Source organism: Pseudomonas sp. NPDC089392 (assembly GCF_044749595.1).
In the GTDB taxonomy this organism is placed as follows: domain Bacteria; phylum Pseudomonadota; class Gammaproteobacteria; order Pseudomonadales; family Pseudomonadaceae; genus Aquipseudomonas.
The window spans coordinates 108,150-130,947 of sequence record NZ_JBIVIF010000012.1 but is presented as its reverse complement, the minus strand read 5'-3'; the positions used below and the strand labels follow the sequence as shown (position 1 = coordinate 130,947).

Here is a 22,798-nt window from a genome sequence, read left to right as displayed (position 1 = left end):
CGGCTTTACGCGCCTAGCACTTTGCCGAGCAGCTGGCACACCTGTTCTGCCGAGTAAGGTTTGGCCAGGAAGGCAAACCCTTGGTGCCCGTCGTCGGCAATCGCTTCGCTGTAGCCGGAGGTGAGGATAACCGGCAATTGCGGCCGCTGGCGGCGCAACTGCCTGGCCAGTGCCAAGCCGCCCATGCCTGGCATGACCACATCGGAAAACACGGCATCAAAGTTTTCGGGCGCGTTGTTGAACTGCACCAGGGCATCTTCGGCCGAGCTGGCCCAGCTGATCTGGTAGCCGTGATCTTCAAGGATCTGCGCGGTAAAGCTGCCCACATCGTGGTTGTCCTCGACCACCAGGATGCGCCGCCGCTCGCCACTGGGTTGAGGCCCGTTGTGCTGGCCGCTGGCAGGTGCGTCGCTGGCCGTTGCCGGCTCTTGTGGCAGGTACAAGGTGAAACGGGTGCCCTGGCCCTGGACGCTATCGACCTTGACGTCGCCATCGGACTGCTTGGCAAAGCCAAATACCTGGGACAAGCCCAGCCCGGTGCCTTCACCCGGCGCCTTGGTGGTGAAGAACGGATCGAAGATGCGCTCCAGCAACTCGGGGGCGATGCCGACCCCGCTGTCACTCACCGAAATGGCGGCGAATAGCCCGTCGTGGCCGGGCATGTGCTGATCGGCCTGCAGGCGCAGGCGCAGGGTGCCTTCACCGGCCATGGCGTCGCGGCCATTGAGCATCAGGTTGATCACCGCGGTTTCCAGCTGGCTGAGGTCGGCGCGGATATGGCAGGGCGATGCCGGCAGCTGCAGCTCGACGAGGATGCGTGCGCCGGTGGCCGTGTCGAGCATGTCGGCCATCGCCTCCAGCCGTGGCCCGGCTTCGAACACTTGCGGGCTGAGTGCCTGGCGGCGGGCGAAGGCGAGCAGCTGGCCGGTCAGCTTGGCGCCCCGGTCGACGGTGTCGGACATGGTCTTGAGGTAGCGCTCACGGCGCTTTTCGTCGAGGTTGGGGCGCTGCAGGAAGTGCAGCGACGAGCGGATGATGGTCAGCAGATTGTTGAAGTCGTGGGCCACGCCGCCGGTCAGCTGGCCGATGGCTTCGAGCTTTTGCGTCTGGCGCAGCACGGCCTCGGTGTGCAGCAGCTGTGCGGTACGCTCTTCGACCCGGTGTTCCAGGGTGGCGTTGAGCGCTTCCAAAGCGGCCATCGCCTCGCGCACTTCGGCGTGGGCCTGGATGCGCTGGATGTGCGCCCAGGAGCGTTCGGTGACTTCGCTGATCAGTGCTTGCTCGTAGAGCGTCCAGGTACGAGGCTCGCGGTCGTGAGTGGCCATCAGTGCCGTCAGCCGTCCGTTCTTGATCAGCGGCATGCAGACGGTGGCGGTGATGCCGATGGCCTGGAAGGTGGCCGCCTCATCGGCGGCCAGTTCCCGCAGGTTGTCATTGATCACCAAGGGCAGGCCGGCGCGCAGGCGGCTGACAGCCAGGCGGCCGAAATCGGCCAGGCGGTACTGCCCCACCAGGCGCGGAGAGCCCGGTGCTACCCAATCGCCGCAGATGGTGAAGCCGTCTTCGTCCGCTTCCATAACGGCATAGGCGCAACTCGAAAGCCCCAGGTGCTCCACCAGCATGCGCGTGGTGATTGCCATGATGTGGTCCGGGTCGGTGGCATTGGCCACGGCGCGTCCCAGGTTGTCGAGAAATTTCAGGCGCTGGTTGGTGACCACGCTGGCGGTGGTTTCGGTGACCGTATCGAGCATCCCCAGCACACTGCCATCCTTATCGCGGATGGGGCTGTAGCAGAACGTGAAGTAGGCCTTTTCCGGGCTGCCGCAGCGGTCGATCAGCAGGGGGAAGTCCTCGATGAACACCGCCTCGCCAGCGAGTGCCCGCTCGGCCATTCCCCCAATCTCGTGCCAGGCTTCTTGCCATACCACACTGAAGGGGCTGCCCAAGGCCAGCGGTTTGTCACCGAGGATCTGGGCGAAGGCGTCGTTGTGCAGGGTGATCAGCTGCGGCCCCCAGAGCACGGCCTGGGGAAAACGCGAGTCCAGGCACAGGGCGACGCTGGTCCTGAGTGTTTCAGGCCATTGGCCAAGCGGCCCCAGGGGTGTGGCAGCCCAGTCGTGGTTGCGAATGCGCTCGGCCATCAGCCCGCCGCCATCTAGCCATTTAGACATGTGCTCTGCCGGTCCTTTTGCTCAAGGCCTTTAGGGTGCACCGAGAATAGCCGCTTGGCGAGGGGTTTGTAGTGGCTGTACCTGCCTCATCGCCGGCAAGCCGCCACAGGTACTCCACAGCAGCTGAGGCCTGTATTGATCCTGTGGGAGCTGGCTTGCCGGCGATAGGCCCCACACGCTAACGCATGAAATGCACCTTGCCGGTGTCGTCATTGCCCATGTAGATGCCATAAACCCCGGCCTGGCGCTCGAGGATGTAGCGCTCGAGAATCTGCCGGATCGCCGGGTAGTAGATTTCATCCCAGGGGATCTCATCCGGTTCGAAGAACTTGTACGCCAGGGTCTCCGCGCCGTACTGCCCGGTTTCTTCGGTGGCGATGGCGCGGAAGATGATGTACACCTCGCTGATTTTCGGCACGCTGAAGATCGAGTAGGGCGAGACGATGTCGGCGCGCACGCCGCTTTCTTCCCAGACCTCGCGCAAGGCTGCCTGCTCGGTGGTCTCGCCGGCTTCCATGAAACCAGCCGGCAGGGTCCAGGTGCCGGGGCGTGGCGGGATGGCACGCTGGCACAATAAATACTTGCCATCGCGCTCGATGATGCAGCCGGCGATGATCTTCGGGTTGATGTAGTGGATATAGCCGCAGCCGGTGCAGTGCAGGCGTTCGTGGGTGTCGCCTGTGGGAACGCCCCGGGCCAGTTCCGTGGTGCAGTGCGGGCAGTAGCGCGGGGCGTTGGGCATGATCAGCGGCCTATACGGGGTTCCTTCAGGGCCAGGGGCTCGACAATGTCGCGCACCTTGGCGTTGTCGTCCTGCTTCTGGCGCAGGTAGTCCAGGGCCACCTTGGCGGCGGCGCGGACGTGGTCGACCGAGGCCTGGTGGGCCACCAGCGGGTCGCCACCTTTGATAGCCTCGACGATCTTTTCCATTTCGCGGTTGCTGGCGCCGCGGCGGTTCTCTTGCGACACCGAAGTGGCACGCAGGTAGCTGATGCGCGCCTGCAACTGGCGCAGCTGCTGGGCCGCCACCTGGTTGCCGGAGCCTTCCAGCAGCACATCGTAGAAACCTTGTACCGAATCCAGCACCTGTTGCAACTCGCCCTCTTCAAGGGCTTCGCGGTTGACCTCCAGCGCGCGCTCCAGGGCACGGATGTCCTTGGCCTTGGCGTTGAGGGTGAACAACTGCACGATCAGGCCTTCGAGCACGCAGCGCAGCTCGTAGATGTCGCGGGCGTCTTCCAGGGTGATGATGGCCACGCGCGGGCCTTTGGCGTCGGCGAATTCCACCAGGCCTTCGGACTCCAGGTGGCGCAGGGCTTCACGCACCGAAGTGCGGCTGACGCCGAGGCGGTCGCAGAGGTCGCGCTCGACCAGGCGGTCGCCTGGCAGCAGGTGGAAGTTCATGATCGCGGTGCGCAGCTTGTCGAGCACGATTTCGCGCAGGGTAACGGGGTTGCGGTTGACCTTGAAGCTGTCGTCGAGTGGCTGGCGTTTCATCAAGTGCGCTCTAAAAGAGGCTGCCCGGCCGCAACCGCAACAGCACCACGAACCTGGGTGCTCCTTGCGTGGGTTCGAACAGCCCGGTGTTAACGGGTTGACTCCGCATCGGCTTCAGCGAACGCTTCGCGGGCCAGGCGGAAGCTGTCCACCGCCGCTGGCACGCCGCAATAAATGCCGACCTGGAGCAGGATCTCGCGAATCTGCTCACGGCTCAGGCCATTACGCAATGCGCCGCGTATGTGCAGCTTGAGCTCGTGGGGCCGGTTGAGCGCGGAAATCATTGCCAAGTTTATCATGCTGCGCTCTTTGAGCGAGAGGCCTTCGCGGCCCCAGACGTGGCCCCAGCAGTATTCGGTGACCAGTTCCTGCAACGGCTTGGTGAACTCGTCGGCGTTCTGGATCGAGCGGTTGACGTAGTCCTCGCCCAGCACCTGGGTGCGGATCTGCAGGCCTTTCTCGTACTTTTCATTGCTCATGCGCAGTACTCCGGAATAAAACAGGGGCCGCAACCGAGGGTGAGACGATAGCGCGGCCCCCAAAAATGGGGTGTTGCTGAGATTTTTGGGGCCGCTGTGCGGCCCGATCGCGACACAAGGCCGCTCCTACAGGACGGCGTCGCTCTGTGTAGGAGCGGCCTTGTGTCGCGATGGGCTGCAAAGCAGCCCCGGCGGTCTCAAGGTCAGCCCAGAGGCGGCAGGGCGCCCAGCTTGCCTTTGTGATACACCATCGGTGTCACCGGCTCGGCCGGCAGCACCAGGTTCTGCACTGCGCCGACGATGATCGCGTGGTCACCGCCGTCGTATTCGCGCCACAGTTCACACTCGATGATCGCCGTGGCCTTGGCCAGCAGCGGGTTGCCCAGCTCGCTCAGGTGCCACTCGACGCCTTTGGCCTTGTCCTTGCCCTTGCCGGCGAAGGCATAGGCCTCGGCGGTCTGGTCGGCGGACAGCAGGTGAATCGCGAAGCGCTTGCTGTCACGCAGGATCGGGTAGGTGTCGGAAGCGTAGTTGGGGCAGAACAGCACCAGCGCCGGCTCGATCGACAGCGCGCTGAACGCGCTGGCGGTGATGCCGACGATGCCGCCGTCGGCGTCCAGGGTGGTGACTACCGTGACGCCGGACGGGAAGGAGCCCATCACGTCTTTGTAGATGCCGGGTTCGATCATCTCGTGCTACCTCTTAGCGCATCACAAACGGGTCGGGCATCGGCGCGGTGGACAGGTTGATCCACACGGTCTTCAGCTCGGTATAGGCCAGCACCGAATCGATGCCGCTCTCACGGCCGTAGCCGCTGTTCTTGAAACCGCCGATCGGCGCCATGGCCGACACCGCTCGGTAAGTGTTGACCCAGATGATCCCGGAGCGCACGTCGCGGGCCAGGCGGTGGGCACGGCCCAGGTCGCGGGTCCAGATGCCGGCGGCCAGGCCGAACTGCGAGTCGTTGGCCATTTCCAGGGCTTCTTCCTCGGTCTTGAAGCGGATCACCGCGGCGACCGGGCCGAACACTTCTTCCTGCATGATGGTCATCGAGTTGCTGTCGCACTCGAACAGGGTCGGCTCGTAGAACCAGCCGTCACCGTCCACCTCGGCACGCTTGCCGCCCATGTGCAGCTTGGCGCCTTCGGCCTTGGCCGCGGCCACCAGGCCTTCGACCACGGCCAGTTGTTGTGCGGTGGCCATCGGGCCCATTTCGCTGGCGTCGTCCTGCGGGTTACCGATGCGGATGCGCTTGGCACGGGCGATCAGGCGTTCGACGAACTCGTCGAAAATCTCGTCCTGCACCAGCAGGCGCGAGCCGGCCACGCAGCTTTGCCCGGAGGCGGCATAGATGCCGGCCACGGCGCCGTTGATGGCGCTGTCCAGGTCGGCATCGGCGAAGATGATGTTCGGCGACTTGCCGCCCAGCTCCAGCGACAGCTTGGCGAAGTTCTCGGCACTGCTGCGCACCACGTGGCGGGCGGTGGCGGCGCCGCCGGTGAAGGCGATCTTGCGCACCAGCGGGTGGCGGGTCAGCGCCGCGCCGGTGCTTGGGCCGTAACCGGTGACCACGTTGACCACGCCAGCCGGGAAGCCGGCTTCAAGGGCCAGGCGCGCCAGCTCGAGGATGGTCGCCGAAGCGTGCTCGGAAGGCTTGAGCACGATGGTGTTGCCGGCGGCCAGGGCTGGGGCCAACTTGATCGCGGTGAGGTACAGCGGGCTGTTCCACGGGATGATCCCGGCGACCACGCCGATCGGCTCGTGCACGGTGTAGGCGAACAGGTCGGGCTTGTCCAGCGGCAGGGTGCCACCTTCGATTTTGTCGGCCAGGCCTGCGGTGTAGTGGAAGAACTCTGGCAGGTAGCCGACCTGGCCGCGGGTTTCGCGGATCAGCTTGCCGTTGTCACGGCTTTCCAGCTGGGCCAGGTGTTCCTTGTTTTCGGCAATCAGATCGCCCAGGCGACGCAGCAGCTTGCCGCGCGCGGTGGCGGTGATGCTGCGCCATTCCTTGCTGTCGAAGGCACGCTGGGCGGCCTGCACGGCCAGCTCGACATCGGCTTCGTCGGCGTCGGGCAGTTGCGCCCAGGCTTGGGCGGTGGCCGGGTTGAGGCTGTCGAAGGTCTTGCCGCTCTGCGCATCGCGCCATTGGCCGTCGATGCACATCTGGAAACGAACGAGGGTCATGCAACAATCCCCTTGGCGGATTCGGTGAGGGTGCGGGCTTGCGTCAGGAAGTCCAGCAGCATCTTGTTGACTTCACGCGGTGCTTCTACCGGCATCATATGCCGTTGCTCGGCGAGGACCACACTGTGCGCACCAGGAATGCTGGCGGCGAGCTGGCGGGTCATGGCCGGGGTAGAGCCCGAGTCGAGTTCGCCGGTGGCGATCAGCGTGGGTACCTGGATGCTGCCCAGGTCGCCGGCGCGGTACATGTCCTGGGTGGCGAACAGCGAATAAGTGGTGTGGTAGCCCTGCGGGTCGTTGCTCGCCAGCACCTGGCGAATGGCGGCGACCTGCGCCGGGTTGGCAGCCTTGTATTCACGGCTGAACCAGCGGTCGAGGGCGGCGTCGACGTTGGCGTCGGGGCCCAGTTCCGCAGCCTGGGCGGCGCGGGCGATAACGCCGGCACTCTGCTCGGCAGTGCGGTTGAACACGCTGTTGAGCACTACCAATGCAGCCAGGCGCTGTGGGTAATTGAGGGCGAAAGCACGTGCGACCAGGCCGCCCATGGAAAAGCCGATCACGGTCGCTTGTTGAATTTGCAGGTGGTCGAGCAGTTCGGCGAGCTGGTCGGCATAGCCTTCCAGCGGCGTGTCGGCAGCAGGTACGCGGCTTTGGCCGTGGCCGAGCATGTCGTAGGCGATGACGCGGTAGTCGTTGGCCAGGCCAACGAACTGACCGCCCCACATTTCCTTGTTCAGGCCCACGCCGTGGATCAGTACCACAGGTTGGCCCTGGCCGACGGACAGGTAGCTGGTGCCGGCAGGTGTGCGTTCAGCGACAGGCTGAATCATGGAGGGCGCTCCTTGAAGGTCGGGCGCGGCGGGTAAGCACGCCACGCCCCGGCCCGTCTTGGTTGTTGTTATTGAGCGTTGGCTTTTTCGGCAGCCAGTTCTTCCAGGTCGATGTAGCGGTTGCCGATACGCGGGTGCAGGCGGCCGCCGTCGGCTGCGCCCAGGACCACGACGATTTCATCGGCACGCGGGGCGTCTTCGATCTGCATTTCCAGGGTGATGTAGTGCGAACGCAGGCCTTCGTCGTCCTTCTGCATCATCGGGATCTGGATCGAGGTGCCTGGGCCGCCGCGCTTGTTGGTGAAGCTCAGGTAGCTCTTGGCCTGTACGGCTTCGCGGTAGTGGTTGCCGAAGCGCAGGGTGTGAATTACCGCCGAGGCGTGTTCGATTTCGCCGTCGGCGCCGACCACTGCGGCTTTACCGTAGGCCTCGATCTTGTCGGCACCGCCGATGGCGGCAGTCAGGCGCTCGACCATCAGGGCACCCAGCTCCGAGCAGTTGGCGCGGATTTCCGGCTTCAGATCTTCAACGAAACCGCGACCGGCCCATGGGTTCTTGATCACGACGGCCAGGCCGACCATGGTCACCGGCTTGTCGGTGGCCTTGCCGCCTTCGATGCGGGTCTCTTCGGAGTAGGTGACGATCTTGCGGATTTCGAAACTCATGGGTGGCTCCTGGTGAGGGTTATCAGCTCTTGTTGTCTGATGGTATACCATAATATTTGTTGTGCAAGAGGTGTCGGAAAATTTCTCTTGCCAGGGGACGAAAGGTGCGTTGTACCGGGGTTTTTGTTGTTGTCTGTACCGGCCTCTTCGCGGGTAAACCCGCTCCCACAGGGCCATCACAGATTTCAAACTGTGCGCTGTACCTGTGGGAGCGGGTTTACCCGCGAAGAGGCCGTGTGACTTAAACTCAAAAAAAAGCCCGCTCACGCGGGCCACAGGGGCCCACGGGAGCGGGCTGTATCCCGCAATGATTCAGGCAATGGGAATTCAGGCGAACGCCGGCACCACTTCCTTGATGAACAGCTCGAGCGACTTCTTCTTCTCGGCATGCGGCAGGCTGTTGTCACACCAGAAGCTGAACTCGTCGACGCCCAGTTCCTGGTAGTACTTGATGCGCGCGATGATCTCTTCAGGGGTACCGATCATGGTGTTCTTGCGGATGTTCTCCAGCTGGAACGCCGGCACTTCGGCAAACTTCGACTCCGGGCTTGGCTCAAGGAAGCCGTTGACCGGCACGGTCTTGTTGCCGAACCAGGCATCGAAGGTGCGGTAGAAGCGCGAGATGGCCTGGGCGCCGACCTTCCAGCCTTCCGGCTCGGCCGGGCTGTGCACGTGGGTGTGGCGCAGCACCATCAGTTGCGGGCGCGGTACATCCGGGTTGTTGTCGAGGGCGGCCTGGAACTTGTTCTTCAGGTCCAGCACCTCTTCGTCACCCTTCATCAGCGGGGTGACCATGACGTTGCAGCCGTTGGCCACGGCGAAGTTGTGCGAGTCCGGGTCGCGGGCGGCGATCCACATTGGCGGCGTGGCGTTGAACGGCTTCGGTACGCTGGTGGAGGTAGGGAACTTGTAGACTTCGCCGTCATGGGCGTAGTCGCCTTCCCACAGCTTGCGCACCACCGGCACCATCTCGCGCAGCGCCTTGCCGCCGTCGGTGGCCGGCATGCCATTGGCCATGCGGTCGAATTCGAACTGGTAGGCGCCACGGGCCAGGCCCACTTCCATGCGGCCGTTGCTGATCACGTCGAGCAGGGCGCATTCGCCAGCCACGCGGATCGGGTTCCAGAACGGCGCGATGATGGTGCCGGCGCCCAGGCGGATCTTCTCGGTGCGCGCGGCCAGGTAGGCCAGCAACGGCATCGGGCTTGGCGAAATGGTGTATTCCATGGCGTGGTGTTCGCCAATCCACACGGTGCTGAAACCGCCGTCTTCGGCCATCAGGGTCAGTTCGGTCAGGTCTTCGAACAGCTGGCGGTGGCTGACCTGTTCATCCCAACGTTCCATGTGCACGAACAACGAAAATTTCATGGGGCTTTCCTCAACGCTTGAAAGGGGCTGGCGCCAGGCAGGGAAGGCGCCAGTAGTCTCGATTCAGAATAGGCTTCAGGCAAAGGCCGGCAGGCTGGCCATCTTGCCGCGGCAGTACACCATCGGCCGTGGCGCTTGTTCAGGGACGATCAGGTTGTGCACCTTGCCGACCATGATGGCGTGGTCGCCACCTTCATATTCACGCCACAGCTCACATTCGATAACTGCGGTGGCGCCGGCCAGGATCGGGTTGCCCAGTTCGCTCAGGGACCACTCGATACCGCTGGCCTTGTCCTTGCCCTTCTTGGCGAATGCGTAGGCTTCGGCCTGCTGCTCACCGGAGAGCAGGTGAATGGCAAAGCGCTTCTGCTTGATCAGCACAGGGTAGGAGTCGGAGGTGTAGTTGGGGCAGAACAGCACCAGCGGCGGCTCCATCGACAGGGAGGAGAAAGCGCTGGCGGTCAGGCCGACGACCGAGCCGTCGTCGTCCAGGGTGGTGATGACGGTAACGCCGGACGGGAAGGAGCCCAGGACGTTCTTGTAGACGGTTGCGTCGATCATCTGGTGTACCTCTAAAGGGCAGCGGTGGTCCGCGGTTTTTATCGTTGATGTGTCTGATGGTATACCGTAATACCTATTTTGCAAGCGGAATTTTCAAGCCCGGTTTTTCACGATGAACGGCTCAACGCCACGTAAACCGTGGCCTTGAGCGGTGAGGCGGATTGTCGCAGGGGTTTTGCGAGCGGATCAGTGGCCGGTTTTTAATGCGGATCAGTGTTGTCAAAAACTTGGAATACCATAATATGGTCCGCAGCTGAGAGGCCGCCTAGACGCGGTTTCCTTACAAAGATAAAAACGACCTTTCGAGCTGAATCCTATGTCCCAACCGTCATCGCAAAACCAGTTTGTCGAGAATCACACGGTCGATTACGTGCCATCTGCCGAGCGCCACGGGAAGGCGCGCGACCTGTTCACCCTATGGTTCAGCACCAACATTGCGCCACTGCCAATCGTTACCGGCGCCATGGTGGTCCAGGTGTTCCACTTGAACCTGTTGTGGGGGCTGATCGCCATCGTGCTGGGCCACCTTGTCGGGGGCGTGGTCATCGCCCTGGCCTCTGCGCAGGGACCGCAGCTGGGCATTCCGCAGATGGTGCAGAGCCGGGGCCAGTTCGGTCGTTACGGCGCCTTGCTGATCGTGTTCTTCACCGCGCTGATCTATGTTGGCTTCTTCATTTCCAACATCGTCCTGGCGGGCAAGACCATCCACGGCATCGCCCCGAGCGTGCCGATGCCAGGCGCGATCGTGATCGGTGCCTTGAGTGCGACAGCCATCGGCGTGATTGGCTACCGCTTCATCCATATCCTCAACCGCATCGGTACCTGGGTGATGGGTTCGGCACTGCTGACCGGCTTCATCATGATGTTCGTCCAGGACCTGCCGGCCGACTTCTTCAGCCGTGGCGCGTTCAACCTGTCGGGCTTCATCGCCACAGTGTCGCTGGGTGTGATCTGGCAGATCAGCTTCTCGCCATACACCTCCGACTACTCGCGCTACCTGCCGCGTGAAGTGGGCATTGCCAAGCCGTTCTGGGCTACCTACTTCGGCGCCACCCTGGGCACCATCCTGTGCTTCAGCTTTGGTGCGGTGGCGGTGCTGTGCGTGCCGGAAGGTACCGACGCGATGGATGCGGTCAAGCAGGCCACCGGCTGGCTGGGCCCGATCCTGATGGTGCTGTTCCTGCTCAACATCATCAGCCACAACGCCCTCAACCTGTATGGCGCGGTGCTGTCGATCGTGACTGCAATCCAGACCTTCATGGCCGAGTGGACACCCAGCATCAAGGTGCGGGTGATTTTGGCCTCGGTGATTCTGCTGGGCTGCGGGATGGTGGCGCTGAACGCCTCGGCGGACTTCATCGGCCACTTCATCGGCCTGATCCTGGCGCTGCTGCTGGTACTGGTGCCGTGGGCTTCGATCAACCTGATCGACTTCTACCTGATCAAGAAGGGTCAGTACGACATCGCTTCGATCTTCAGCGCAGACGGCGGTATCTATGGCCGCTTCAACCACCACGCGATCATTGCCTATGCCTGCGGCATCCTGGTGCAGTTGCCGTTTGCCAATACGTCGCTGTATGTGGGGCCGTACTCCAACCTTGTGGAAGGGGCCGACCTGTCGTGGCTGTTTGGTTTGCTGGTGACGGTGCCGCTGTATTACTGCCTGGCGACTCGCGGCAAGGCTGCCGAGAAGGCGGGGCGGGTTGTGAGTGTTAATGACTGATAGAGCGTCGTTGCAGTAATAGGGGCCGCTTTGCGGCCCATCGCGACACAAGGCCGCTCCTACAGGGACCACGCAGATTTCAAATGCTGCGCGGACCCTGTAGGAGCGGCCTTGTGTCGCGATGGGCTGCAAAGCAGCCCCGGCTATTTCAGATCAAACCTTGAACTGCGCCACCATGCCATTCAGGTCCACGGCAAGGCGCGAAAGATCCTGCGCCGCCGCACTGGTCTGGTTGGCCCCCGCCGATGTCTGCATCGCCAGATCACGAATATTCACCAGGTTCCGGTCCACCTCCCGCGCTACCTGTGCCTGTTCCTCCGAGGCACTGGCAATCACCAGGTTACGCTGGTTGATCGACGCAATCGCCTCGGCAATCACCTCCAACGCCTGACCGGCTCCTTGCGCAACTTCCAGCGTACCGGTAGCGCGGCCCTGGCTGCTGTGCATCGCGGTCACTGCTCGCTCGGTACCGCTCTGGATGCCTGTGATCATCTGCTCGATTTCTGCCGTCGACTGCTGGGTGCGGTGGGCGAGGGCGCGTACCTCGTCGGCCACCACGGCAAAGCCACGGCCTGCCTCGCCCGCGCGGGCGGCCTCGATGGCGGCGTTCAACGCCAGCAGGTTGGTCTGCCCGGCAATCGCGCCAATGACATCCAGCACGCGGCTGATCTCGTTGGCATTGCTGGCCAGTTGCTCGATCTCGGCCGAGGTACCGGTCACGTCAGCCACCAGGTGCTGGATGGACGCCAGTGCCTGGTTGACCCGGTCACGGCCGTCACGGGTGGTCTGGTCGGCGCCTTTCGAGGCATCGGCGGTGCTGACCGCGTTGTTTGCCACTTCCTCGACCGCCGCAGTCATCTGGTTGACGGCGGTGGCTGCCTGGTCGATTTCCGCGCTTTGCTGGTGCAGGCCGCGGCTGGTGTCTTCGGTGACGGTGTGCAACTCTTCCGAGGCCGAGGCCAGCTGGTCGGAGGAGGCGGAGATCTTGCGGATGGTGTCGCGCAGGCTGCCCTGCATGCGGCTCAGGGCACGCAGCAGCAACGCCGGTTCATCGCGGCCGAACACACGAATATCCTGGGTCAGGTCGCCGGTCGCCACGCGTTCGGCCACGGCCACGGCATCGGCCAGCGGTAGCACGATACTGCGAGTGAGCAGGGTGGCAATGGCAGCCAGGGCAAGCATGATCACCAACAAAGAGCCGATGATGACCGTGAACGCTTCGTCAGCCACATCGCTGCTGCGTTGCGAGGCCTGTTCGGCGCCTTTGCCGTTGTAGGCGATCAGCGCTGCCATGTCCCGCATCATGCTGTCGGCGCGTTGGCTAAGCGGGCCGCTGATCTGCCGCTCGGCGTTATCCATGCGGCCGGCGCCGATATCCAGCAGCACCTGGGTCTGCAGGTCGAGGTATTGCTGGTACGTGGCATTGAAGGTGTTGAACAGGGCGCGATCATCGGCGGCGATGATGGTGTCACTGTAGGCTTTCAGGCCATCCTTGAGCTGGGCCTTGATACCATCGAGCATTTGCAGGTTGCGGGTGCGCTCGACGGGGTTGTCATCCAGCGCGGCACGCAGGGTGATGGCGCGGGCACGGCCGAGGTTGCTGCTGATTTCGCTGAGGGCCACCACGGCGGGCATCCAGGTGACCCGGATCTCATCCGTGGCCTTGTCCATCTGCCGGGTTTCATAGAGTGCGAGAAAGCCCATGAACAGGACCAGGATACCCAACAGGGCGAATACGCTGGCAGCGCGAATGCCGATCTTCAAATTCCTTAACTGCATGGAATGCTCCTTGACGGTGGCGTGCAGGCCTCAGGAGCTCGGCGGAGGGCCGGGTCACCGGTAGGGCGCCAGGCTCTTGATGCGCTGCGGATTTAGTTGTTTGCCTCACCCTCTTGAATACTTTTTTGGTTTCGATGATGCCATATGGCTATCATTCTTGAACAGCTATTCAATGCACTGACTCTGATTGACAAAACCGCCAATTATTGGCGGTTTTGTCGGGTGTCTCTGGCGTCAGACAATCGCGATCATCGGGTCAGCAGCGGCCAGTGCCTGGGCGCGGTCAGCTGCTGGTGGGTAGATCCACACCGAATTGATCTGACGCTTGAGGTCTTTGCCTTCCTGGCCGTGCAGCTTCAGTTCGCGCTCCCAACCTTCGCTGAATGCCGCGCCCCAGTCGCCCAGGTCCAGGCAGGTGACGTACTTGGGCTGGCGGTACACCACTGGCTGCAGGCCGAGCAGGTCGGCGACGGCGTTGTTGCCCGAGTGGCGGCCCATGGGGATGGCGTGCTGGCAGGTCATCAGGGCGTGGTTGCCCAAGTCGTCTACCGCAGCCCAGGCGGTATCGCCGGTGGCGTACACATGCTCCTGGCCCAGTACTTTCAGGTGGCTGTCCACTTTCAGCCGGCCGAAGTTGTCACGCTCACCGCCAACCTGCGCGGTCAGCGGGCTGGCCTTGACGCCGACAGTCCAGATTACGGTGTTGCTGGCGATGTAGTCGCCGTTGTCCAGGGTGACGCCACCGGCATCGACTGCCACTACCGAGGCCCCAGCCAGCCACTCGACCCCGGCCTGCTCACAGGCGGCGACGATCGATGGCGTGATGCCTGCGCCCAGCGCCGCACCCACGTGTGCACCGCGGTCGACCACCACCACCCGCAACGCGGTATCGGCGCCCAGGATCGCACGCAAGCGGGCCGGCATTTCAGTCGCGGTTTCGATGCCGGTGAAGCCACCGCCGCAAACCACCACGGTGTTGCGTGCAGGCGAAGCGGGCTGGGCGGCCAGGCCGACCAGGTGCTGCTCCAGGCGCATGGCCGACTCCATCTGGTCGACATCGAACGTGTGTTCGGCCAAGCCTGGCACTGCTGGGCGCGCGACCTGGCTGCCTGCGGCGAGGATCAGACGGTCGTAGCCGATTTGCTGTGGCTGGCCCTGGGCGTCTGTGTAGCTGACGCTGCGCCCTTGGGTGTCGATGCTGCTGGCGTTACCCGGGATGAAATGAATGCCTACGGCTTCGAACAGGTCGCCCAGCGGGGCCTTCATGCCGTGCACGTCGGCCTCATAGAAGCGCGGGCGGATGCGCAGCTCAGGCTGCGGCGCCAGCACGCTGATGCTGAGGTCGGCGCGCTGCGCCTGGTCGAGCAGTCGTGCAGCACTCAGGGCGCTCCAGACGCCGGCAAAGCCGGCACCGATGATCAGGATGTTCGATTTCATGAAGGTGCTCCGCAAGGTTTGAAGAGGGCTTCGAGGACCGGTTGGCTGGCCTTCGAATAACTACGACTATATAGGTCGTAGTTTATTTCGGCAAGCGTTTACCTCACTCGGCGACGAACGCAAGCGGTCGGGTTACCCGAGCGGCCATAACCGAAAATCATGTTATTTGCGCCGGAAATGTCGCTGTAACCCAGCCAGGCAAGCCCTTAGGCTTTTGTACAGAGCAGCAGAGCGCTCAATGCTTTGGCTGGACTGACCAGTCGAAAACAATAAGGAGTTACCCAATGTCTGCATTCAAGTTTTCCGGTGTGAACCTGGCCATCACCACCCCGTTCGATGCACAGGGCAAAATCGACTACGCGCGGTTTGAGAGCCTGATCGAGCGTTACATAGCTGCGGGTGTGCATGGCTTTGTGCTCAGCTCCGGAACCGGGATGCATGTGTACCTGAGCAAGGATGAGTCCAAGGAACTGGTGGCCTTTGGTGCCAAGGTCATCAACGGCCGCGCCCGTGTGATCGCCCAGACCTCCGCACTGCTGGTCGAAGAAGTGGTCGAGCGCACCCGTCACGCCAAGGATTGCGGTGCCGATGGGGTGATGGTGCTGCCGCCATTCTTCGAAGGCCCGACCGATGACCAAGGCATCATCGACTTCTATGCCAGCGTGTCTGAAGCCGGCCTGCCGATCATTGGCTACAACGTGCCCCAGGCCGTGGGCGTCGAGGTGACGCCAGCGCTGTTCAAGCAACTGAGCGAAATCCCCAACTTTGTCTCGGTCAAGGACAGCAGCGGCGACCTGGCGGCCCAGGCATCGCTGTCGCGTACCGGCCTGCCGACCATGAACGGTGCAGACCCGCTGGTGCCTTACGCGCTGCTTGCCGGTGCGGCGGGGTTGATCTGGGGCGGCGCGAACATGGCACCGAAAACCTGCGTTGCACTGGTGAATGCTGCCAGCGAAGGCAAGTGGGCTGAGGTCCAGCAGATCTGGAAAAACCTGGCCCCGGTGATGTCGCTGATCTGGCAAGGTGACTATGTGCAGTCGGTTTACGCGGGTGCGCAGATGATGGGCTTTGACGCGGGTAATCCGCGCCGCCCGTTGGCGCGTCTGGCCGAAGCAAAGCACGGCGCCCTGCGTGAAGCGCTGGCACCGCTGATTGAGCTTGAAGCTTCGGCATCCTGATCGCAGCGGAGTACTGAGCATGTACGTCGCTTCGAAATTGCCGAAAAGCAATGGCAGTTCTGGCTGGGTCGAGATGTTGCCCGCGCGGCTGGCCAAGGCTGCACTGGACAGCGCCGTCACGGCGGATGTCGCGATCATCGGCGGGGGTTTTGCCGGCTTGTCCGCAGCCCGCCAGCTGGTGCGCAGGGATCCCACCCTCAAGGTCGTGCTGCTTGAGGCGGGCATCGTTGGCGAGGGCGCCTCGGGGCGTAACTCCGGGTTCATCATCGACCTGCCACACGAGGTGTCTGCCGAAGGCTTGGGCGGGGGCTCGCTCGAGCGCGCCAAGCGTGACATCAAGATGTACCGCACAGCCATCGACATGGGGCGTGAACTGGCCGAGGCGCATGGCTGGGGCAAGGATGTGTTCGACCCGTGTGGCCGCTTCAGCGTTGCCCGGGGTACCCAGGGCGATGAGCATATCCTGTCCTACGGCAAGCAACTGGATGCGCTCGGCGAACGATACCAGCTGCTCGACACGCGACAGATCGGCGAGGTTACGGGTAGCCCCGCTTATACCTCGGGCATGTTCATGCCAGGCACGGTGATGATCCAGCCAGCGGCCTATGTGCGGTGTTTTGCCGATGCACTGGAAGACTCGGTGCGGGTGTATGAACAGACGCCGGCGCTGTCGTTCAAGCAGGTGGGGGGGGCTGGGTGATCAAGACGCCGAAGGGCGGGGTCACGGCCGGCAAGATCATTCTGGCCAACAATGGTCATGCACAGAGCTTCGGCTTCTTCAAGGGCAAGCTGCTGCACGTGTTCACCTACGCTTCGTTGAGCGAGCGTTTCGACCCGAAACGCCTGCCGGGGCAGCGTACCTGGGCAGCGACACCGGCACTGCCGATGGGCACCACGGTGCGGCGGATCAGCGATGGCGACAGTGACCGCATCCTGGTGCGCTGGCGCTACAGCTACAACCCGAGCCTGACCATTGGCGACGGCCAGGTGAACAGTGCCGGGCGTGTGCATGACGGCAAGTTCGCGACGCGCTTCCCTACTTTGAAAGGGCTGCGCATGGAGCACCGCTGGGGAGGCCCGATGGCGCTGACCTGGAACAGCGTGCCGGCGTTTGGCGAGGTGGCAAGCGGTGTGTTCTCGGCCTGTGGTTGCAACGGGCTTGGCGCGTCCAAGTCCAGTGCTGCCGGGATCGCGGCAGCCGACCAGGCAGTGGGTGTGCGCAGCGAACTGGTGGAGATCTTCACCGGCTTTGACAAGCCCAAGCAGCTGCCGCCGCAGCCGTTCCTGACCCTTGGTGCCAAGGCCAACATGAAACTCAAGGAGCTTCGGGCCGGGGATGAGTGACGCTGGCTGGCGATCAATGCATTGATGTTTGAATACCAGGGCCGCTTTGCGGCCCTTTTGCCGTATGGCATGCATATGATCTGTTAGTGCGGGCAAGCCGTGAATGTCTTGGGATTTGAGGTGATGCACAGATCGAGCGCCGCCCGCGCGGCGCTTCGCGGCACAAGGCCGCTCCCACTGTCTGTTTCGGGCCAGTCACGCTTGTGAGGTCACCGCTGTTTGCCTTGTTTGTTCCATTTGATATCGAAGGGGACACAGTTGCTATCCATCGATCTCCAGCCATGCACCAAGGCTACAACCCACCTGGCACAGGAAGAACTGGCCCGAAACAGATGTGGGAGCGGCCTTGTGCCGCGAAGCGCCGCGCGGGCGGCGCTCGATCTCAAAGGCGCTGAAAATGTTGTGGCAAGCACCTTGCAGCCGAGATGCCTTATCAGAGCGGGCAAATCCAACGGCCGCCTTGTATTGGCAGTGCCGGCCCTTTCGCGGGTAAACCCGCTCCTACAGGGGCAGTGTGAACCCTTGTAGGAGCGGGTTTACCCGCGAAGAGGCCAGCCCTGCAAACACAAGGCGGCCAGGTGCCGAACTCCGTCAGAACAGCGTTGCAGCTCAGCCCAACGATGCCGCCTCGGCAAGGCGCCGAGTCATAAGTTCGCAATACCAGTCGATAAACTGGCTCACGCCATTTTCGATGAGCGACGAATACGGCCCGGGAATGTAGGCGGGGGAGGTAACACCGATTTGCGTGCCTTCGACCAGCCGGCGGTCCTGATCGTTTGTGGCAATCCACACTTTGGTCAGCCGGTCGATGTCATAGTCGACCCCTTCCTGGGCATCCTTGGGCACCAGCCATTTGGTAGTCACCACGGTTTCGCCAGGCCCGACCGGCAATACACGGAAGCTCAAGGCGTGGTCGCCGAGAAAGTGGTTCCAGGTAGAGGGGTAGTTGAAGTACAGCAGCGCACCAATGTTTTCCACGCCACTGCGATCAAGGCGCTTGGTCACGGCTGGCTTGCCGTCCATGGTATAGCTGCTGGCCCCTGGGTTGAGCGGGATGCGGGTCATGCGGAACTGGCCGCCAGGGTCCATGACCAGGCGACTGGCCAGGCCCGCCGCCTCCAGGGTATCGCAGTATTCGGCGAATGCCGGGTCCTCTGCGCTTCCCACGCCCTGTACCGAGGCCAGCTCGGTGTAGCTGCACAGCAGTTCAGGGTGGGTACCGTCGCAGTGGTAGCATTCACGGTTGTTTTCAAATACCAGTTTCCAGTTGCCCTTTTCCACCAGATTGGATTCGAAAGCGACTTTGCAGTCCTCGAGGTAGTGGGGGCCGATAAAAGGCGAAACGGCACTGCGGAACTTTTCAAAGTCTGGCGCCACCTTGGCCACGCAGACATAGATGTAGCTATGGACCACTTCGCAGTGCACCGGCATGAGGCTATGTTTCGTCGGGTCGAAATCCGTGCCCATGTTGCCGGCATACAGCAACTTGCCGTCCAGTTCGAATGTCCATTTATGGTACGGGCACACCAGTTTGGCCACTTTGCCTTTGGCCTCGGTGCATACTTTTGAACCGCGGTGGCGACAGGCATTATGGAAGGCCCGCACCGCTCCATCTTTACCGCGTACCACCACCACCGGATACTCGCCAATCTGCAGGGTCAGGTAATCGCCCGGCTTTTCCATTTCAAAGGTATGACCGGCAAAGATCCACTCTTTGTACCAAATGTGCTCAAGGTCCTGCTGATAAAGCAGCGGGTCCATGTAGGCTGCACCAGGAAGCCCATGTTGCGGCTTACGTTGTTTGATCAGGTCTAATCCAGCGGTGTACGTTTGCATTTTTATTTTTACTCCTTAAACAACAACGCTTGGCAACAGGCAGCAGCCCTGGCGCGCACGGAAATACGCCAGCGATTGAACAACCCGAAGTTGAGGTTGAGCCGTCACTGATCGCTTTTGAGTTGGTTCTTTGCCTGAATCGAGTCTAGTGATCAGGCCGTTGCAGCGGAATCAACTTTTAGTAAGTCGCTGTGATAACCAAATCTCATGGCACCTGAAGGGCTCTGTTCACGACGTCAACGCCATGCGTCCAGGCTGTCCCCTGACCGGTCCGCGGTGTGACGGAAGAACTCCCGAAGGTGATCAATGAAGAACGAAACCTTGGCGGAGAGGTTCAAGCGTTCGAGATAGACGGCATAGATATCTGCAGGGGGTGTTTCGTAGTCCTCAAGCACTTCCTCCAGCCGGCCGGAGCGCAGGTGATCAGCGAGGTTCCATTCCGCCCGCATGAGAATGCCATGGCCATCGAGTGCCCAATTCAGGGCGACCTCACCATCATTGGTGCTCAGGCTACCGTGAACCTTGATCGACTCGGACTGCTTTCCGCGGCTCAGCCGCCAGATACCAAATGCTGCGTCATTCTGTCGTAACACGATGCAATTGTGAGCGGTCAGATCGCGCGGTGTTTCGGGCCTGCCGAAGGTGCTCAGATAACCTGGGCTTGCACAAAGCCGACGCCGGTTGGTCGCAATTTTGCGAGCGATAAGGCGGGAGTCTGGCAGTTCGCCGAAGCGAATCGCCACATCGATCGCATCATCTGGCAGGTTTATGGGGCGATCAGTCAAATGAAGCTGTACCTCAACCTCGGGGTAGCGCTTCGCAAAAGACGATACCGCAGGGCCCACATGGGTGCGGCCGAACCCGAGCGGTGCGTTCACCCGCAGCAGCCCCTTGGGCGCGGCACGGCTGCTCGACACCTGCCTCTCCATCTCATCAATTTCCCCAAGAATCCGCTTTGCATTGACCAGGTAGGTTTCACCCTCGGCGGTAAGGCTGATGCTGCGGGTGGTGCGATTGAGAAGCCGCACGCCCAGACGTTTCTCCAGTTGTGCCAGGCGCTTGGAGACTGCAGGTGGGGTCAGGTTCATTTCTCGCGCTGTTGCCGCCAGGCTTCCTGCCCTCACCAGCTGGGTGAAGAAGGTCAATTCGGATACAGGGTTCATAGGTGACTCTGAGGAAATAATGAGTTTATTTTCATTGTATTACGCGACTTCAGGAAAGGCATTATCTTGAGCTGGCGGGATTAACCACAAGAAAACCGGGCTATGTAGCTGTCACCGTCAGGCCATGTTTTGCCAGCATTGGATGATCGGCGTACAATTTACGACAAAGTTGGTCGGAGATTGATATGTCGCTTTACAGTGCGGGCGTCGAATACGGCATCCATTGCCTGCTGTTCCTGGTGGACGAGCGTGGTGAAACGCGTGATTCGAGCGTGCGCGACCTGGCGGAGTTGCAGGGCGTGCCGCAGGAATACCTGGCCAAGGTGTTCACCAAGCTGGCCCGCGCCGGGCTGGTGGCGGCCACCGAAGGCGTGCGCGGCGGCTTCCGCCTGGCGCGGCCAGCGGCTGAAATCACCGTGCTGGATATCGTCAATGCCATCGACGGGCCGAAGAAGATCTTTGACTGCCGCGAGGTGCGCGAGCGCTGCAGCCTGTTTGACGGTTCGCCGCCGGGCTGGGCGACCGAGGGCACCTGCGCGATCCATGCGGTGATGCTGGGGGCGCAGAAGCGTATGGAAGAGGCGTTGGCGCAGCAGACTGTTCTGGAACTGGCAATGCGCTTTGGGCGCAAGGCACCGGCCGAGTTCGGGCAGCAGGTCAATACCTGGATGGGCGAGCGGCGGGAAGGGAAAGGGGGCGGCGATATACCGGTCAGCCAGGTTTGAAGCGGTTGCCTGTGCCGGCCTATTCGCGGGCAAGCCCGCTCCTACAGGTACACCACAAACCTTGACGATCATGATGTCCCTGTGGGAGCGGGTTTACCCGCGAATAGGCCCCCGGATCAATGCACGGTCTTGCGCTGCCGCACACACTCCAGCGCCTGAGCAGTAAGCTCATCCAGCCGCTCGTCACGCATCTGCTCGGCTTCGATCATCGCATCCTCACCCTGCTGGTTGAGCAGGTAGGTGTGAATCTGCATCACTTCTGCCGTTTGGTAGATCGGCGCAATGTCCAGCCGCCCGATCAAGGCGCCGCTAGCCTGCCCGGTACTGCTCATCAGCACTTGCGGCCCGTTGGCGGCCACCACCTGCATCCCCATCGCCTCGAACCATGGCACCTGGTTGGCAAAGGTATTGAGCTCCACGCAGGCATGGCGTACCTGCAAGTCACCCAGCAAGGCGCGGGCGATGCCTTGGCGGCGATGGCTGGCACGTACGGCTAGGAAGGCCAGCGCACAGGCCTGTTCATCGTCATCGGCCGGCAGCGACAGGGCAAAACCCAGCAATTGGTCCGGTGCCTCGGCATCCAGCGCCAGGGTCAGCGCCACGGCCAGGCCGCGGGTGCCGTCCAGCGCTTGCAGGTACTGGTGCACCTCCATGCCGACGCCGTACTGGTACAGCGGGTACAGCGGATTGTCGGCGGTAATGGCAACACTGCTCAGTTCGCCGACATGGTGGATCACCAGCTCGCGGATCTGGTTCTGGAAAGATTCGGGCGGCACGCTGTCGAGGCGGCTCAGGATGAACATCGGGGGGTGGGCTCCGGCGAATGGGAATACAGCCCGCGCCTTGCTGGCGCGGGTTGTACAGTCTAACCGGTTTTGCCGAATCAGCCTTGGCCCAGTAATGCACCGAGCATCAGGTCGAGGTTTTGTACCGCCGCGCCCGAGGCACCTTTGCCGAGGTTGTCGAATACCGCAGTCAGCAGTACCTGGCCATGCTCGGGGTTGGCGTACAGCGCCAGGCGCAGGTCGTTGCTGTCGTTCAACGCTTCGGGGTCGAGGTTCGGTGCTGCGCCGTGCTGGTGCAGGGGCATCACCTGGACGTGACGGGCGCCCTGGTAGTGCTGTTCCAGGCAAGCCTGCAGCTGTTCGGCGCTGACCTGGTCGGGCAGCAGGCGTAATTGCAGGGGGATGCTCAGTACGATGCCTTGGCGGTAGGCGCCGTAGCCGGGCATGAACATCGGGCGTGCCGACAGCCCGGCATGCTGCTGGATTTCCGGCACGTGCTTGTGCGCCAGTTCCAGGCCATACAGCTGCAGGGCCGGGGTTTTGCCGGCACCAGGCTGTTCATGTCGCTCGACGGCGGCGCGGCCACCGCCGGAGTAGCCAGAGATGGCGTGGATGTTCAGTGGGTAGTCCGCAGGCAGCAGGCCTGCCTTGACCAGCGGGCGCAGCAAGGCGATGGCGCCGGTGGGGTAACAGCCGGGGTTACTGACACGCTTGCTCTGCGCGATGCGTTCGGCTTGCTGTTCGTCCAGCTCCGGCAGGCCATAGACCCAGCCCGGGGTGGTGCGGTGCGCGGAGCTGGCGTCAATCACCCGTACCTGCGGGTTGTGGATCGCCGCCACCGCCTCGCGGGCGGCGGCATCGGGCAGGCACAGCAGGGCGATGTCGGCGCTGTTGATCGCTTCGCGGCGGCGTTGCGGGTCTTTGCGCTCGGTTTCCGGCAGGGTCAACAGGCGCAGATCGCTGCGGCCTTGCAGGCGGGCGTGAATTTGCAGGCCGGTGGTGCCTTGGTCGCCGTCGATGAAGACAACAGGGGTGTGCATGGTCAGGGTCCGGTCGAGGAGAAGAGACCTATG

The 22,798-nt window shown here is 62.5% G+C and carries 19 protein-coding genes and 1 pseudogene; 4 read left to right on the top strand and 16 right to left on the bottom strand.

Going from position 1 to position 22,798, the window contains the following annotated elements:
- Positions 1–5 precede the first annotated feature (5 nt).
- The 10 genes from ACIP1G_RS13545 to ACIP1G_RS13500 all read right to left on the bottom strand — a co-directional run bounded on the left by ACIP1G_RS13545 (position 6) and on the right by ACIP1G_RS13500 (position 9,755).
- The gene (locus ACIP1G_RS13545; protein WP_400737659.1) at positions 6–2,171 is read right to left on the bottom strand and encodes an ATP-binding protein; all 2,166 of its coding nucleotides are present in this window, start codon (positions 2,169–2,171) and stop codon (positions 6–8) included.
- Positions 2,172–2,349: 178 nt separating this feature from the next.
- Positions 2,350–2,913, bottom strand: a complete 564-nt coding sequence (locus tag ACIP1G_RS13540; RefSeq protein WP_400737656.1) for an NUDIX hydrolase — start codon at positions 2,911–2,913, stop codon at positions 2,350–2,352.
- 2 nt (positions 2,914–2,915) lie between these two features.
- Positions 2,916–3,668 carry a GntR family transcriptional regulator gene (locus ACIP1G_RS13535; RefSeq protein ID WP_010954490.1) on the bottom strand — a complete coding sequence of 251 codons (753 nt, stop codon included), beginning with the start codon at positions 3,666–3,668 and terminating at the stop codon, positions 2,916–2,918.
- 89 nt (positions 3,669–3,757) lie between these two features.
- Positions 3,758–4,147, bottom strand: coding sequence for a carboxymuconolactone decarboxylase family protein (locus tag ACIP1G_RS13530; protein WP_016499260.1), 390 nt, complete (start codon positions 4,145–4,147; stop codon positions 3,758–3,760).
- 203 nt (positions 4,148–4,350) lie between these two features.
- On the bottom strand, positions 4,351–4,836 hold the full coding sequence (locus ACIP1G_RS13525; protein ID WP_056800868.1) for a flavin reductase family protein: 486 nt from the start codon (positions 4,834–4,836) through the stop codon (positions 4,351–4,353).
- A gap of 13 nt (positions 4,837–4,849) precedes the next feature.
- Positions 4,850–6,331: an aldehyde dehydrogenase gene (locus ACIP1G_RS13520; protein WP_400737651.1), complete on the bottom strand. Its 1,482-nt coding sequence runs from the start codon at positions 6,329–6,331 to the stop codon at positions 4,850–4,852.
- Positions 6,328–7,161, bottom strand: coding sequence for an alpha/beta fold hydrolase (locus ACIP1G_RS13515; RefSeq protein WP_400737648.1), 834 nt, complete (start codon positions 7,159–7,161; stop codon positions 6,328–6,330). Before ACIP1G_RS13515 ends, ACIP1G_RS13520 begins: the two co-directional genes overlap by 4 nt.
- A gap of 68 nt (positions 7,162–7,229) precedes the next feature.
- Entirely contained in the window at positions 7,230–7,826 is a 597-nt protein-coding gene (locus ACIP1G_RS13510) for an amino acid synthesis family protein (protein ID WP_003256068.1), read from the bottom strand.
- A gap of 327 nt (positions 7,827–8,153) precedes the next feature.
- Positions 8,154–9,194 (bottom strand): LLM class flavin-dependent oxidoreductase, encoded by a 1,041-nt coding sequence (locus ACIP1G_RS13505; protein WP_172232850.1) that lies wholly within the window; start codon positions 9,192–9,194, stop codon positions 8,154–8,156.
- A gap of 75 nt (positions 9,195–9,269) precedes the next feature.
- Entirely contained in the window at positions 9,270–9,755 is a 486-nt protein-coding gene (locus ACIP1G_RS13500) for a flavin reductase family protein (RefSeq protein ID WP_400737646.1), read from the bottom strand.
- A gap of 316 nt (positions 9,756–10,071) precedes the next feature.
- On the opposite strand from ACIP1G_RS13500, the gene ACIP1G_RS13495 reads away from it, so the two are divergent.
- Positions 10,072–11,478, top strand: a complete 1,407-nt coding sequence (locus ACIP1G_RS13495) for a purine-cytosine permease family protein (RefSeq protein WP_400737644.1) — start codon at positions 10,072–10,074, stop codon at positions 11,476–11,478.
- Positions 11,479–11,631: 153 nt separating this feature from the next.
- Here the strand turns inward: ACIP1G_RS13495 and ACIP1G_RS13490 are convergent, their stop codons facing one another.
- Positions 11,632–13,257 carry a methyl-accepting chemotaxis protein gene (locus tag ACIP1G_RS13490; protein WP_400737642.1) on the bottom strand — a complete coding sequence of 542 codons (1,626 nt, stop codon included), beginning with the start codon at positions 13,255–13,257 and terminating at the stop codon, positions 11,632–11,634.
- Positions 13,258–13,491: 234 nt separating this feature from the next.
- The gene (locus ACIP1G_RS13485; RefSeq protein WP_400737640.1) at positions 13,492–14,694 is read right to left on the bottom strand and encodes an NAD(P)/FAD-dependent oxidoreductase; all 1,203 of its coding nucleotides are present in this window, start codon (positions 14,692–14,694) and stop codon (positions 13,492–13,494) included.
- A 284-nt stretch (positions 14,695–14,978) separates the two neighbouring features.
- On the opposite strand from ACIP1G_RS13485, the gene ACIP1G_RS13480 reads away from it, so the two are divergent.
- Together ACIP1G_RS13480 and ACIP1G_RS13475 are read left to right on the top strand one after the other, a co-directional pair.
- Positions 14,979–15,872 (top strand): dihydrodipicolinate synthase family protein, encoded by an 894-nt coding sequence (locus ACIP1G_RS13480; protein WP_400737638.1) that lies wholly within the window; start codon positions 14,979–14,981, stop codon positions 15,870–15,872.
- A 19-nt stretch (positions 15,873–15,891) separates the two neighbouring features.
- Positions 15,892–17,216: pseudogene (locus tag ACIP1G_RS13475) on the top strand (NAD(P)/FAD-dependent oxidoreductase).
- A 609-nt stretch (positions 17,217–17,825) separates the two neighbouring features.
- On the opposite strand, the gene ACIP1G_RS13470 reads toward ACIP1G_RS13475, so the two are convergent.
- On the bottom strand, positions 17,826–19,052 hold the full coding sequence (locus tag ACIP1G_RS13470; protein WP_400737636.1) for an aromatic ring-hydroxylating dioxygenase subunit alpha: 1,227 nt from the start codon (positions 19,050–19,052) through the stop codon (positions 17,826–17,828).
- A gap of 236 nt (positions 19,053–19,288) precedes the next feature.
- Positions 19,289–20,215: a LysR family transcriptional regulator gene (locus ACIP1G_RS13465; protein WP_400737633.1), complete on the bottom strand. Its 927-nt coding sequence runs from the start codon at positions 20,213–20,215 to the stop codon at positions 19,289–19,291.
- 185 nt (positions 20,216–20,400) lie between these two features.
- Between ACIP1G_RS13465 and ACIP1G_RS13460 the strand changes: the two genes are divergently transcribed.
- Positions 20,401–20,940, top strand: a complete 540-nt coding sequence (locus ACIP1G_RS13460) for an RrF2 family transcriptional regulator (RefSeq protein WP_400737630.1) — start codon at positions 20,401–20,403, stop codon at positions 20,938–20,940.
- 116 nt (positions 20,941–21,056) lie between these two features.
- Here ACIP1G_RS13460 and ACIP1G_RS13455 read toward each other — a convergent pair whose 3' ends face one another.
- Positions 21,057–21,743, bottom strand: a complete 687-nt coding sequence (locus ACIP1G_RS13455) for a GNAT family N-acetyltransferase (RefSeq protein WP_400737627.1) — start codon at positions 21,741–21,743, stop codon at positions 21,057–21,059.
- An 80-nt stretch (positions 21,744–21,823) separates the two neighbouring features.
- Positions 21,824–22,765 carry an N-acetyl-gamma-glutamyl-phosphate reductase gene (gene argC, locus ACIP1G_RS13450; protein ID WP_400737624.1) on the bottom strand — a complete coding sequence of 314 codons (942 nt, stop codon included), beginning with the start codon at positions 22,763–22,765 and terminating at the stop codon, positions 21,824–21,826.
- Positions 22,766–22,798 lie beyond the last annotated feature (33 nt).

Bases quoted from the DNA above. Each gene is read 5' to 3' on its own strand.
- ACIP1G_RS13545 (WP_400737659.1), bottom strand. From the start codon at position 2,171: ATGTCTAAATGGCTAGATGGCGGCGGGCTGATGGCCGAGCGCATTCGC.
- ACIP1G_RS13540 (WP_400737656.1), bottom strand. From the start codon at position 2,913: ATGCCCAACGCCCCGCGCTACTGCCCGCACTGCACCACGGAACTGGCC.
- ACIP1G_RS13535 (WP_010954490.1), bottom strand. From the start codon at position 3,668: ATGAAACGCCAGCCACTCGACGACAGCTTCAAGGTCAACCGCAACCCC.
- ACIP1G_RS13530 (WP_016499260.1), bottom strand. From the start codon at position 4,147: ATGAGCAATGAAAAGTACGAGAAAGGCCTGCAGATCCGCACCCAGGTG.
- ACIP1G_RS13525 (WP_056800868.1), bottom strand. From the start codon at position 4,836: ATGATCGAACCCGGCATCTACAAAGACGTGATGGGCTCCTTCCCGTCC.
- ACIP1G_RS13520 (WP_400737651.1), bottom strand. From the start codon at position 6,331: ATGACCCTCGTTCGTTTCCAGATGTGCATCGACGGCCAATGGCGCGAT.
- ACIP1G_RS13515 (WP_400737648.1), bottom strand. From the start codon at position 7,161: ATGATTCAGCCTGTCGCTGAACGCACACCTGCCGGCACCAGCTACCTG.
- ACIP1G_RS13510 (WP_003256068.1), bottom strand. From the start codon at position 7,826: ATGAGTTTCGAAATCCGCAAGATCGTCACCTACTCCGAAGAGACCCGC.
- ACIP1G_RS13505 (WP_172232850.1), bottom strand. From the start codon at position 9,194: ATGAAATTTTCGTTGTTCGTGCACATGGAACGTTGGGATGAACAGGTC.
- ACIP1G_RS13500 (WP_400737646.1), bottom strand. From the start codon at position 9,755: ATGATCGACGCAACCGTCTACAAGAACGTCCTGGGCTCCTTCCCGTCC.
- ACIP1G_RS13495 (WP_400737644.1), top strand. From the start codon at position 10,072: ATGTCCCAACCGTCATCGCAAAACCAGTTTGTCGAGAATCACACGGTC.
- ACIP1G_RS13490 (WP_400737642.1), bottom strand. From the start codon at position 13,257: ATGCAGTTAAGGAATTTGAAGATCGGCATTCGCGCTGCCAGCGTATTC.
- ACIP1G_RS13485 (WP_400737640.1), bottom strand. From the start codon at position 14,694: ATGAAATCGAACATCCTGATCATCGGTGCCGGCTTTGCCGGCGTCTGG.
- ACIP1G_RS13480 (WP_400737638.1), top strand. From the start codon at position 14,979: ATGTCTGCATTCAAGTTTTCCGGTGTGAACCTGGCCATCACCACCCCG.
- ACIP1G_RS13470 (WP_400737636.1), bottom strand. From the start codon at position 19,052: ATGCAAACGTACACCGCTGGATTAGACCTGATCAAACAACGTAAGCCG.
- ACIP1G_RS13465 (WP_400737633.1), bottom strand. From the start codon at position 20,215: ATGAACCCTGTATCCGAATTGACCTTCTTCACCCAGCTGGTGAGGGCA.
- ACIP1G_RS13460 (WP_400737630.1), top strand. From the start codon at position 20,401: ATGTCGCTTTACAGTGCGGGCGTCGAATACGGCATCCATTGCCTGCTG.
- ACIP1G_RS13455 (WP_400737627.1), bottom strand. From the start codon at position 21,743: ATGTTCATCCTGAGCCGCCTCGACAGCGTGCCGCCCGAATCTTTCCAG.
- argC (WP_400737624.1), bottom strand. From the start codon at position 22,765: ATGCACACCCCTGTTGTCTTCATCGACGGCGACCAAGGCACCACCGGC.